Below are 11,202 nucleotides of genomic sequence, written 5' to 3' on the forward strand. Positions count from 1 at the left end.
CCGCTCGGACCCCTTGGCTGCAGGGCAGGTCAGGTGGCAGGGGTTTTGTGGGCGACGACGCGTTCGACGAGGCCGAGTGTGAACCGCTCACGATGGTCGATCGCGAGGTCGGTCGCGGCCCGCAGGTGCTCTAGGGGGCGACGTAGGAAGTGTTCGCCGCCGAGGGGAATGGTGAATAGTTCGAGGCCCCGCTGCACGGCTCGGACTGGGGCGGTGCTGCTGCGGATGTGGTCGACGAGGATGAGTTTTCCGCCGGGGCGCAGGACTCGGGTCATTTCGGTGAGGGCTTGGGTGTGGTCGGGGATGGCGCAGAGCCCGAAGGTGCAGACGACGGTGTCGAAGCTGGCATCGTCGAACGGCAGGTGATGCGCGTCGGCTTGTTGCAGGGTGGCGGGGTGACCGAGGTCGGCGGCGCGTTGGCGGGCGATGTCGAGCATCTGCTGGCTCCAGTCGATCCCGGTCAGGGTGACGTTCTCGGGGTAGAAGGCAAGGTTGAGTCCGGTGCCGATCGCGACCTCCAGGACGTCGCCGGTGGCTTGGCTGCAGACCCATTGGCGGGAGTCGCCGAACAGGTGGCGGTCGAAGAACCCGATCTCACGGTCATAGGTGCGAGATTTCTTGTCCCAGTACCGGTTCCAGCGGGCGGTGCGATCATCGGTGGGCATGGTTCACCTCGCGTCGGCGGTCAGACGGTCAGGCGGCGTCCGATGTAGGGAACGAACCGGCCGACAGCCCCACAGTAGTCCCGGTAGGCCTGGCCGTGGATGGTGTTGAGGTAGGGCTCTTCGACCACTCGTACCTGCAGTTCGATCGTGGCCCACAAGACGGCGAAGGCGGCCAGGGCAAGCGGGTTTGGGGTGATCAGGGTGATGCCGGCGGCGAAGATCAGCATGGCGGTGAAGATGGGGTTGCGTACCAGCGCGAACACGCCGTGGCGCACCAATGTGGTTGTTTCGCTGGGGTCCACTCCGATGCGCCACGATGGGCCCATGTCGCGTTGGGCGTGGACGGTGGCGGCGATCCCGGCGACGGCCAGCACTATGCCGGTGGTCTGGATCCACGGCGCATCAAGCACGGCCATCGGGGTGAGGATGTCGAGCAGTTGCAGCAGGGGCGCGGCCGCCCCGGCGAGGATGGCGGCGATGAATCCGACACCGGCCAACCATTGCAGCGACCCGGGCCGACCGTGGATGCCGCGGAATCCGGTGGATCCGGTGTGGCGGTATTGGGTCCAACTGCGCCAGCCGAACCCTAAGACGGCAAAGATCACGTAGAAGATGAGCGCGGTGGCGGGCATGGGTGAAACCTCCTGGCCGGGACTGGGATAGGTGCCGATGTGGAGATGGGCGTTAAAGCCGATGGACGTGGGACGGCGCGGTTAGTTCTCGGCGAGCGCTTGATCAAGGGCCTTGGCGAGGTCTTCATAGCTGTGCGGTTGGATGCGGGTGCCGTTGAGGAAAAACGTCGGCGTGCCCTGCACCCCCAAGGCCCGGCCGTCGGCCATGTCGAGCCGGATGCGCTCCAGCGTGGCGGGATCGGCGTAGGCCGCGTCGAAAGCGGCCATATCCAGGCCGAGTTCTGCTGCGAATCCACGGAATACGTCATCGGCCGGGGTTTGCTTTTCACCCCACTGAGCCTGGGTGTCATACATTTTGCGATACACCGCCTCCAGCTGGCCCTGCTGGGCGGCGGCTTCCACGGCCCGGGCGGCCCGCTCGGCGTTGACGTGCGCTGGCAGCGGGAAGTGGCGGATCACGAAATTCACCCGGTCCCCGTATTCAGCCCGCAACTTTTCGATCTCCGGGTAAACCGCGCGGCAACCCTCACATTCGAAGTCGAGAAACTCCACGAACGTCACCTTGCTCTCAGGCACCGAGTTGAGCCGGTGACTGTTCTCCCGCACCACCTGCCCGATCTCGCTGGTATCGGACTGCGCTGGGGCGGTCGAGTCACGGTCGCGCACCGACAGGTAGACCAGCGCACCGATCGCCATCGCGGCGATGACGAACGCGGTGAGCAACATGCGGCTGGCGCGCGCCATTCAGATACCTCTTTCGTGGGATCGGCGGCTATATCGCATGGCATCGATGTTGGCGAGGTTGACCGATCAATAGCATTGGACGCTATCATCGTTATGTGGCGATGAAAAGTGGTTCGGTCGATCCCGCGGTGTGCGGGAATGTGGATGCGGCGACGGCGTTGTTTCACAGCCTCTCGGATGCGACCCGGTTGGCGATCCTGCGCCGCCTGGCGGGTGGTGAGGCCCGGGTGGTGGATCTGACGGGCGAGTTGGGGTTGGCGCAGTCGACGGTGTCGGCGCATCTGGCCTGCCTGCGTGACTGCGGGTTGGTGGATTTCCGGCCGCAGGGCCGCGCCTCGGTGTATCGGCTGGCCCGCCCGGAGCTGCTGGAGATGTTGCGCGCGGCCGAGGCGGTGCTGGAGGCCACCGGCAACGCGGTGGCGTTGTGCCCCAACTACGGCCTCCCCGATCAGCGGAAGAAGGTTGCTCGATGAGTGAGGCGTGTGGCTGCGGCAGCGACGAACGTAGCGACGACGAGCACGAACCCGAACGGCTCTGGGAGATCACCGAACTGCGCGCCGCCGCGGTGGCGGGTGTGGTGCTGCTGGCCGGGTATGTGGTCGGCGGGGCCGGCGGGCCCCGCCCGGTCGAAATCGGGTTGTATGCGCTGGCGTTGGCGATCGGGGCCTACACGTTCGTGCCCTCGACGCTGCGCCGGCTGACCCAAGGCAAGATCGGGGTCGGCACGCTGATGACGATCGCCGCGGTCGGCGCAGTGATCCTCGGCGAGGTCGGCGAGGCCGCCATGCTGGCGTTCCTGTTCTCCATCAGCGAAGGTCTCGAAGAATACTCGCTGGCCCGCACCCGCCGCGGCCTGCGCGCCCTGTTGTCGCTGGTGCCCGATGAGGCCACCGTCCTGCGCGACGGCGCCGAAACCATCATCCCGCCAAGCGAATTGCGGGTGGGTGACCGGATGCTGGTCAAACCCGGTGAACGCGTCGCCACCGACGGGGTCATCGTCTCAGGCCGTACCGCGCTGGATGTTTCGGCGATCACCGGCGAATCCGTGCCGGTGGAGGCCGGGCCCGGTGATGAGGTGTTCGCCGGGTCGATCAACGGCACCGGGGTGCTCGAGGTCGAGGTCACCAGCAGCGCCGCCGACAACTCGCTGGCCCGCATTGTGGCCATCGTGGAGGCCGAGCAGTCCCGCAAGGGCGAAGCCCAGCGCCTGGCCGACCGCATCGCCAAACCCCTGGTCCCGACGATCATGATCGCCGGCGTCCTCATCGCGGCCATCGGCAGCGTGTTGGGTGATCCGCTGGTGTGGATCGAACGCGCCCTGGTGGTGCTGGTGGCGGCCTCCCCATGCGCGCTGGCGATCTCGGTGCCGGTCACCGTGGTCGCCGCGATCGGCGCGGCCAGCAAGCTCGGCGTCCTGGTCAAGGGCGGCGCGGCGCTGGAAGCCCTGGGCGCGGTCCGCACCGTGGCGCTGGATAAGACCGGCACATTGACTGCCAACAAGCCCACCGTCATCGACGTCGCCACCACCAACGGCGCCACCCGCGAGCATGTGCTGGAGGTCGCGGCGGCGTTGGAGGCCCGCAGCGAACACCCCCTGGCTGCAGCGATCCTCGCCGCCGCCGAGGGCCCGGTCCGACCCGCCGAGGAGGTGGAGGCGGTCACCGGCGCCGGCCTCACCGGGTATCGCGACGGCCGCCGGTTGCGGCTCGGTCGGCCCGGCTGGCTCGATCCCGGCCCGCTGGCCGAACAGGTCGCCAAGATGCAGGCCGCCGGGGCGACCGCGGTGCTGGTCGAAGACAACGGTCAGGTCATTGGGGCGGTCGCGGTGCGTGACGAACTACGGCCCGAAGCCGCCCGGGTCGTCGAGGCGTTACGCCGTGGGGGTTATCAGGTGGCGATGCTGACCGGTGACAACCAAGCGACCGCGACCGCCCTGGCCAAGCAGGTGGGGATCGATACGGTGCATGCTGATCTGCGGCCCGAAGACAAGGCCGCGCTGATTAGTCAACTGCGCCAACATTCCTCGACGGCCATGGTCGGTGACGGCGTCAACGACGCCCCCGCCCTGGCCACCGCAGACCTCGGCATCGCCATGGGCGCAATGGGCACCGACGTGGCGATCGAAACCGCCGACGTCGCCCTCATGGGTGAAGACCTGCGCCACCTCACCCAAGCCTTCGCCCACGCCCGCCGTGCCCGGCGCATCATGCTGCAAAACGTCGGCCTCTCACTGGGCCTGATCACGGTACTCATTCCGCTCGCCCTCACCGGGATGCTGGGGTTGGCCGCGGTCGTCGCCGTGCACGAACTCGCCGAAATCGTCGTCATCGCCAACGGGGTCCGCGCCGGACGCACCAAACCCCTCCGGGGCGCCATCATCGAAACCGGAACCGACTCCCACCGGCTGGCACACACCCGCACCCAGGAAACCACGACAGCCAGTTGAACTCGGGGCGCAACAGGATCACGTCACAGCCAAGAGGGGTCGGCCGAGCAACGGGGTGAAACCCCGGATCGATCAGGTCAACGGTGTCGCACTCCGCAGCGCCGCCAGCACGCGATCCCTGGTCGGAAGGTCCAATCGGCATGCATCAGCTGCCAACTCAGTGCCCGGCTTCATGATATCCACACCATCAACGAGCACCGTCGGCGATGGATATGCACCGACCCTTTCCACCACCACATCGTCAGCGATACCCACCTCAGACAGACACTCGGCGAGCAAGCGCCGAGCCGCCGCCGCATTCGGACACCCCGGGCTCGTGAGAAGCTCCACACGCATACATCCAGCTTCGCTCAACCCGCGCGAGTTCTGCACGCCTCCAGGCGGGGCCAACTGACACCGCCCAGGCGGAGCCAATTTAGGTTGACATAGGCACGGTGCACGAAATCGTCGTCATCGCCAACGGTGTGCGCGCCGGACGCACCACACCACTGGCCGCTGGTGCCACGACCGAAGCGCCGACGGCGGCTGCAACGCACACATAGGCCCACCACCAGTGGTGGCGCTGCTGGCTGACGCTGGCCTGACCGCTCAGCGGGCGCTATGCGCGAAGCCAGTCCCATGCGGGTTCGAGTTGATCGCGTGGAAACGTCTTCAGTTGACCGCGGATGAGCAGTGCCGCGGGTATTTTGACGCACCATTCTTCCCATTTCGGGGCGCCCAGCATGGCGATCTTGTCGAAGTGACGTCGATGTTTGAGGTCGAAGATCGTGTTGGCCCAGGCCGCGGGAAGGGTCCAGCCTTCAAAGGATTCGTCGATCAGGATCAGCACCCGCAACGTGGTGTACTGCTCCAGAAGGGAGTCGATTCGTGGGCCGAGCACGTCGCGGTAGGTTTGCCGGTTCAGCTTGCCGCTGAACCGGATTCCGACGACATTGCCGGTGCTGCAGGACAGGAACTCGATCACAGCATGCCCCTCCTGGGGAAGTGTCAGTGCGCGCGTGGGCCGTACATGATCACGGCGACGCCGGCCAGGCAGACCAGGGCGCCGATGATGTCCCAGCGGTCGGGTCGAAACCCGTCCAGCGCCATGCCCCAGGCCAGTGAGCCGGCGACGAACACGCCGCCGTAGGCGGCCAGGATCCGGCCGAAATGCGCATCCGGCTGCAGGGTGGCGACAAACCCGTAGATTCCGAGTGCGATGACGCCGAGCCCGGCCCATAGCCAGCCGCGTTGCTCGCGCACACCTTGCCAGATCAGCCACGCGCCTCCGATTTCGGCGACCGCGGCCAACACGAACAACAGGATTGAACGGATCACCATGGTGATGACCCTAGGAGACCTGGCCGGGCACTGGGGCCGCTGCCGGCTGTGATCGTCGGCACCGGCAACTGGTGTTCGTGTTCGGACGAGTGCACTGGCAGGTGTCGGCTCCGCGTCGGCGGTAGGCGCGGATCTGTGACACGACCACCCCGACGACTCCGACGGCGATGAGCGCGAATCCGAGTGGCTCTAGCCACCGGGAACCGACGAGCAGCATGCCACCGCCGGCGATGCCGGCCGCGGCCAGCAGTGGCACGACCACACAGCAGCCCACACATGCCAGCGCCCCGACGCCGATCGATGCCCACCACGCCTTGCGGGCGCGGTCGTCAGCAGCAGCCACCGGTGCCGCCTTTCGTCTCGTTGTCGGGTTCTGCGGTGAATGGTATTGGGCAGCAGGGGCTTTCGGCGCAGGCGAGGAGGTCGTCACAGCCCGCGGCGAGCGCAGCACGCAGCGTGTCGCGCACGGCGGTAAGTTCGGCGAGCTTCTGGTCGACCTCGGCCAGTTTGGTGGCCGCCCGGGTGTGTAGTCCGGCCTCGGAGCGGCTACCGAGTCGGGTGGCGGCCAACAGGTCGGCGACTTCGTCGAGGGTGAAGCCCAACCGTTGCGCGGCCTTGATCACCCGCATCATGGTCACGGTTTCCGGTGGGTATAGGCGGTGTCCACCCAGTGATCGCTGCGGCTGGCGCAGCAGGCCGCGTCGCTCGTAGTAGCGCAGCGTCTCGGTGTTGACCCCGGCTGCGGCCGCGACCTGCCCGCTGCGCAATCCGCTGTCGCTCACCGCGTCTGCCCCGTCGTCATGTCACCGATCCGCTGTGCGAGGGCGTCGAGCACGTCGGTGTGCGACGGGGGAACGCCGATGCTTATCACCACATCCGAACCGGCCGTGTCGAAGTCGAAGCGGAAAAACGAGCAGCAGCCGACTTCGCGTGCCGCCAGGTCGCGGGCAGCGGCCTCGGCGTCGGCGGCCAGCACAAGATCCAACCGTGTGGCACTCACCCGTACCGACCGCAGCACCGATTGACCGAATAGCCCGTCGAACTCGGCCACCCGCAACGGCCGATCAACCGTGGGTAACGAGCACGAATCGGGCACCCAACCCGTAGTTTCCTCGCTGGCCATACGTCGACGATAAACCCGTACCTAGGTACGGAATGCAACCCTCAATCGGTGGCGAACGGCAGCGGGGTGGCCCTCAACCGTCTCGGCGGTCGGATTGTGTTGACTGGCCGGCGGGTGGTGCGGCCGCGGTGGACAAGTTGGCGGCCAGGGCCTGGACGCGCGTGGTGATGTCGTCGCGGATGATTCGCATGCGGTCGATGCCGTCGATGCCGCGCAGGGAGGGTTCGTCGGTGTCCCACCGTTGGATGGTGGTGCCGGGATGGTCCTCGAGTTGGGCTTGGGTGCCGACGATGACGACCAGATCGGCCTCGTCGAGCATCTGCTCGGTGAGTTGGGTGGGCTGATGGTCGCTGATGTCGACGCCGACTTCGGCCAATGCCTGCACCGATTGTTGGTTGACTGCACCCTTGGCGTGGGTGCCCGCCGAGGTCACGCGGATGTGCGGGCCGGCGATCTGCCGCATGAGCCCGGCGGCCATCACCGACTTGCCGGCGTTACTGACGCAGACGAACAACACGGATCTGTCGGCCATATCGGTGTTTTCCTTGGGTTTTCGCGATTAGCGGGTGATGGGCACGTTCAGATCGGTCAGGAGTCGGTGGATGCGTTCTTCGATGTCGTCGCGGATCGGGCGGACCGCGTCGAGGCCTTGGCCGGCGGGGTCGGGGAGTTCCCAGTTTTCGTAGCGTTTTCCGGGGAAGATGGGGCAGGCGTCGCCGCAGCCCATGGTGATGACGACGTCGGCGGCTTGCACGATTTCGTCGGTCCAGGGTTTGGGGTATTCGCCGGTGATGTCGATCCCGACTTCGTGCATGGCCTCGATGGCGGCGGGGTTGATCTCGTTGCCGGGTTCTGACCCTCCGGACCAGGCGATCGCGTTGTCGCCGGCCAGGTGGGTGAAGAAGCCGAGGGCCATCTGGGAGCGGCCGGCGTTGTGGGTGCATAGGAACAGGACGGTCGGTTTGCCGTCGCTGATCTTGCCTTCCACCCGGGCCAGGGCGTGGAGGCGCTGGCGGGCGAACCGTTCGGCCAGCAGCGGCAGGAAGTTGGGAATGGTGGCGCGGCCGGCGAACTGGTCGTAGGACGAGCAGAGGAACCGTTCGATGGTTTCGGTGCCGAAGGTGCCGTCGAACTCGCCGTGCAGACGGCTCGCCGCGGTTTTCAGGGCGAGTTGTTGGTCGATGGAGAGGTCGTGGCGCAGTTGGTGGGTGACGGGGCTGTCAGTCATCGGCTGGTTCCGTTCTCGTCGTCGAGCCGGTGGGCAGGTGTTGGGAGGTGTGGTGGCTGAACCGATTACATAGCGCCAGCGAGACGTAGACCAATCCGACCAGGACCGGGACTTCGATGAGCGGGCCGACGACCCCGGCCAGCGCTTGGCCGGAGGTGGCGCCGTAGGTGGCGATCGCCACGGCGATGGCCAGTTCGAAGTTGTTGCCGGCGGCGGTGAACGCCAGGGTGGTGGTGCGCTCATAACCCAGATCCAACAGCGTGCCGAGCAGGTAGCCCCCGCCCCACATGACGGCGAAGTACGCCAACAGAGGTAGGGCGATGCGGGCGACGTCCCAGGGTTGGTGGGTGATCTGATCGCCTTGCAGGGCAAAGAGAATCACGATGGTGAACAGCAGACCGTAGAGGGCCCATGGGCCGATCGTCGGTAGGAACTTGGCCTCATACCAGTCGCGGCCCTTGGTTTTCTCGCCGATGCGGCGGGACAGGTAGCCGGCCAATAGCGGGATGCCGAGGAAGATGAGTACGGATTTGGCGATCTGCCACGGTGAGGTGTCGATGGTGGTTTGTTCCAGGCCGAGCCAGCCGGGCAACACCGACAAGTAGAACCAGCCCAGCACGGCGAACATGATGACTTGGAAGATCGAGTTGAGCGCGACGAGGACGGCGGCGGCTTCGCGGTCTCCGCAGGCCAGGTCGTTCCAGATGATGACCATGGCGATGCAGCGGGCCAGTCCGACGATGATCAGGCCGGTGCGGTATTCGGGCAGGTCGGGCAGTAGCAGCCAGGCGAGTGCGAACATCAGCGCGGGTCCGAGCACCCAGTTCAGGACCAGTGAGGAGAGCAGGAGTTTGCGGTCGCCGGTGACGGTGTCGAGGCGGTCGTAGCGGACTTTCGCCAGCACCGGATACATCATGATCAACAGGCCCAGGGCGATCGGCAGCGAAATCCCGTCGATCTGAACCTTTTCCAGAGCGGTGTTCAGGCCGGGGATCCAGCGGCCCAGCAGCAGCCCTGCGACCATGGCCGCGCCGATCCATAAGGGCAGGAACCGGTCGAGGGTGGAGAGCTTGCCGACGACCGCTGGAGGGGATGTGGTGGTGTCGGTCATGCCGATACTCCCGCCACGGTGTGGGCGGTGGTCGCGCCGAGGAGCACGGCCAGGCTGGCCAGCGCTTCGGGCACCACGGCGTAATACACCCACGACGCCCGGCGCTGCGAGGTCAGCAATCCAGCGTCCCGCAGCACTTTGAGGTGATGGCTGATGGTCGGCTGGGAGACTTCCAGCCCGGGTGAGATGTCACAGACGCAGGCCTCGCCGCCGGCGTGGCTGGCGATCGCCGAGAACAGCTGCAGCCGCACCGGATCGGCCAGCGCCTTGAGCTTGACCGCCATATCCGCCGCCACCGCCGCCGATATGGGTTCGTGCAGCAGGGCGCCCGGAGGGCAACACACTTGATCGGCCAACATCTCCCGGGACTTCGACATACATCGATATTGACAGCTATCGAATCAGATGGCAAATGAACGTCAGGTGAAGATGAGCTGGGCCGCGTGGAAGTCGAAATGGCGCCCTGGGTAGCGGTAGACGTCTTCGAGCGTCATGTAATCGGAGAAGAACGGATCCCATCCCGGCGGGAAGTGCATGCCGCGGCGCAGGGAGTCGTCGGTTTCTCGGGCGAGTCGTTGTTGCAGCGCGGCGATGACCCGGTCGAGTTTGGCGCCCATCCTGACCCGGTTGTAAACCAGGGCGGCGGCACACGATCCGTAGTAGTTGACGTGATGAAACGGCGTGGTCGCGGCGTTGAGCACCCGGGCGTAGGTGACGCTGACGCGGTCAGGCAGTCGGCCCATCACCCGCACCAGGGGCAGCAGTCGCTGCACGACCATGTAGCCGAACACCATGTGGAACAGCAATTGCTCGTTGGTCCAACGGGTTCCGCGCGTCGGGGCGCCCCAGTCGTCGGGACCGGCGGCCGCCAGTAGCTGGTGAAACGTGACACGCGCGCGCTCCAGATCGGCAGCGATGGCGTCGCGGTCCATGCCCCGATCATGCGCCTACCGCGGCCCGTGTGGCCACGGCCGCGGCAGGTCGCGAACGGTCGGCTAGCAGCAGGATGCTGCGGCTTGATCTGACTCCTTGGATGCGCCGCCGCAGCACACATCACCGTCACCCTCACTGGATTCGTCGAGGTGCTGTGGGCTGGCGCCGAATGTGTCGGAGTCGGCCAGCACGGTGTAGACCTCCCATTTCTCCCCGGCCGGGCCGGTCACCCAGACCTTGTCCTGGGTGGCGAAGCAACAGGTGGTGCCGATCTCCTCGTCGGTGAACAGCCCCTCGCCGGTCAGCCGGGCGATCTCGGCATGGACGGCTTCCCTGGACTCCACCTCGACGCCGAGGTGGTTGATGGTGCCGCCCTTACCGGGGTTTTCCAGCAGCACCAGCTTCAGCGGCGGCTCGGTGACGGCGAAGTTGGCATAGCCCGGCTTCACCTTCGCCGGAGTGGTGTTGAACAGCTTGGAGTAGAACGTGATCGCCTCATCGAGATCATCAACATTGAGGGCGAGTTGAACACGGGACATAATCCGCCTCCTCTAGGGCTGAGACATATATCGAATTGACGCGTCGACCTCAGGATGCCACCTTTTTGATATATGTCAAGATTGGTGGCAGGATGGGGTCATGCCCAAAGCGCTGCCCGTGATCGACATGTCCGCGCCGGTATGCTGCGCCCCGGTAGCCGCGGGCCCGATCAGCGACGACGACGCCCTGGCGGTGGCGATGCGCCTGAAGGCGCTCGCCGACCCGATGCGGGTCAAAATCATGTCTCTACTGTTCAGTTCGCGCCCCGGCGAGGAGACCAGCGGGGAACTGGCCGGGGCGCTCGACTTGAGCGAATCCACCGTCAGCCACCACCTGGGCCAACTCCGCAAAGCCGGGCTGGTGATCTCCGACCGTCGCGGCATGAACGTCTTTCACCGCGTCAAACCCGAAGCGCTCCAAGCACTCTGCGTGGTGCTCGACCCCGACTGCTGCACTTAGC

Annotated in this window: 16 protein-coding genes and 1 pseudogene; 3 read left to right on the forward strand and 14 right to left on the reverse strand. The window is 66.1% G+C overall.

The genetic code is table 11. The features are described 5' to 3' along the window. Positions 1 to 29: 29 nt before the first annotated feature. The 3 genes from BKG60_RS09990 to BKG60_RS10000 form a co-directional block, all read right to left on the reverse strand. Positions 30 to 665, reverse strand: coding sequence for a class I SAM-dependent methyltransferase (locus tag BKG60_RS09990; protein WP_036432566.1), 636 nt, complete (start codon positions 663 to 665; stop codon positions 30 to 32). 20 nt (positions 666 to 685) lie between these two features. Then, positions 686 to 1,297, reverse strand: a complete 612-nt coding sequence (locus BKG60_RS09995) for a methyltransferase family protein (RefSeq protein ID WP_036432568.1) — start codon at positions 1,295 to 1,297, stop codon at positions 686 to 688. A gap of 81 nt (positions 1,298 to 1,378) precedes the next feature. Further along, the gene (locus BKG60_RS10000) at positions 1,379 to 2,041 is read right to left on the reverse strand and encodes a DsbA family protein (protein ID WP_036432571.1); all 663 of its coding nucleotides are present in this window, start codon (positions 2,039 to 2,041) and stop codon (positions 1,379 to 1,381) included. A 101-nt stretch (positions 2,042 to 2,142) separates the two neighbouring features. Here BKG60_RS10000 and BKG60_RS10005 point away from each other — a divergent pair, with 101 nt between their 5' ends. Then, the gene (locus BKG60_RS10005) at positions 2,143 to 2,514 is read left to right on the forward strand and encodes an ArsR/SmtB family transcription factor (RefSeq protein WP_047036712.1); all 372 of its coding nucleotides are present in this window, start codon (positions 2,143 to 2,145) and stop codon (positions 2,512 to 2,514) included. After that, entirely contained in the window at positions 2,511 to 4,487 is a 1,977-nt protein-coding gene (locus BKG60_RS10010) for a heavy metal translocating P-type ATPase (RefSeq protein WP_036432573.1), read from the forward strand. The genes BKG60_RS10005 and BKG60_RS10010 overlap by 4 nt, the downstream gene beginning before the upstream one ends. A gap of 598 nt (positions 4,488 to 5,085) precedes the next feature. Here the strand turns inward: BKG60_RS10010 and BKG60_RS10020 are convergent. From BKG60_RS10020 to BKG60_RS10070, 11 genes and pseudogenes are all read right to left on the reverse strand, one after another. Beyond that, positions 5,086 to 5,451, reverse strand: a complete 366-nt coding sequence (locus BKG60_RS10020; protein WP_036432576.1) for a SpoIIAA family protein — start codon at positions 5,449 to 5,451, stop codon at positions 5,086 to 5,088. Between the two features lie 23 nt (positions 5,452 to 5,474). Next, positions 5,475 to 5,807 carry a YnfA family protein gene (locus BKG60_RS10025; RefSeq protein ID WP_036432578.1) on the reverse strand — a complete coding sequence of 111 codons (333 nt, stop codon included), beginning with the start codon at positions 5,805 to 5,807 and terminating at the stop codon, positions 5,475 to 5,477. A 10-nt stretch (positions 5,808 to 5,817) separates the two neighbouring features. Continuing rightward, entirely contained in the window at positions 5,818 to 6,150 is a 333-nt protein-coding gene (locus BKG60_RS10030; RefSeq protein ID WP_036432580.1) for a hypothetical protein, read from the reverse strand. Then, positions 6,137 to 6,589: a MerR family transcriptional regulator gene (locus BKG60_RS10035; RefSeq protein WP_066900813.1), complete on the reverse strand. Its 453-nt coding sequence runs from the start codon at positions 6,587 to 6,589 to the stop codon at positions 6,137 to 6,139. The genes BKG60_RS10030 and BKG60_RS10035 overlap by 14 nt, the downstream gene beginning before the upstream one ends. After that, on the reverse strand, positions 6,586 to 6,930 hold the full coding sequence (locus BKG60_RS10040; RefSeq protein WP_036432584.1) for a hypothetical protein: 345 nt from the start codon (positions 6,928 to 6,930) through the stop codon (positions 6,586 to 6,588). The genes BKG60_RS10035 and BKG60_RS10040 overlap by 4 nt, the downstream gene beginning before the upstream one ends. 73 nt (positions 6,931 to 7,003) lie before the next feature. Further along, a complete protein-coding gene (locus BKG60_RS10045) occupies positions 7,004 to 7,462 on the reverse strand; it encodes an arsenate-mycothiol transferase ArsC (protein ID WP_036432587.1) in 459 nt (152 codons plus the stop codon). A gap of 27 nt (positions 7,463 to 7,489) precedes the next feature. Next, positions 7,490 to 8,158 carry an arsenate reductase ArsC gene (locus BKG60_RS10050; protein WP_036432590.1) on the reverse strand — a complete coding sequence of 223 codons (669 nt, stop codon included), beginning with the start codon at positions 8,156 to 8,158 and terminating at the stop codon, positions 7,490 to 7,492. 37 nt (positions 8,159 to 8,195) lie between these two features. After that, a pseudogene (gene arsB / locus BKG60_RS10055) lies at positions 8,196 to 9,269 on the reverse strand (ACR3 family arsenite efflux transporter); the annotation flags it as partial. Next, positions 9,266 to 9,646, reverse strand: coding sequence for an ArsR/SmtB family transcription factor (locus BKG60_RS10060; RefSeq protein ID WP_064873926.1), 381 nt, complete (start codon positions 9,644 to 9,646; stop codon positions 9,266 to 9,268). The gene BKG60_RS10060 and the pseudogene arsB, both read right to left, overlap by 4 nt. A 42-nt stretch (positions 9,647 to 9,688) precedes the next feature. Then, a complete protein-coding gene (locus BKG60_RS10065) occupies positions 9,689 to 10,201 on the reverse strand; it encodes a DinB family protein (protein ID WP_036432600.1) in 513 nt (170 codons plus the stop codon). A 63-nt stretch (positions 10,202 to 10,264) separates the two neighbouring features. Next, a complete protein-coding gene (locus BKG60_RS10070; protein ID WP_036432603.1) occupies positions 10,265 to 10,741 on the reverse strand; it encodes an ArsI/CadI family heavy metal resistance metalloenzyme in 477 nt (158 codons plus the stop codon). A 100-nt stretch (positions 10,742 to 10,841) separates the two neighbouring features. Between BKG60_RS10070 and BKG60_RS10075 the strand changes: the two genes are divergently transcribed. Beyond that, positions 10,842 to 11,201 (forward strand): Rv2640c family ArsR-like transcriptional regulator, encoded by a 360-nt coding sequence (locus BKG60_RS10075; protein WP_036432606.1) that lies wholly within the window; start codon positions 10,842 to 10,844, stop codon positions 11,199 to 11,201. Position 11,202 lies beyond the last annotated feature (1 nt).

The organism is Mycobacterium syngnathidarum (assembly GCF_001942625.1).
GTDB classification, from domain to species: Bacteria; Actinomycetota; Actinomycetes; order Mycobacteriales; family Mycobacteriaceae; genus Mycobacterium; species Mycobacterium syngnathidarum.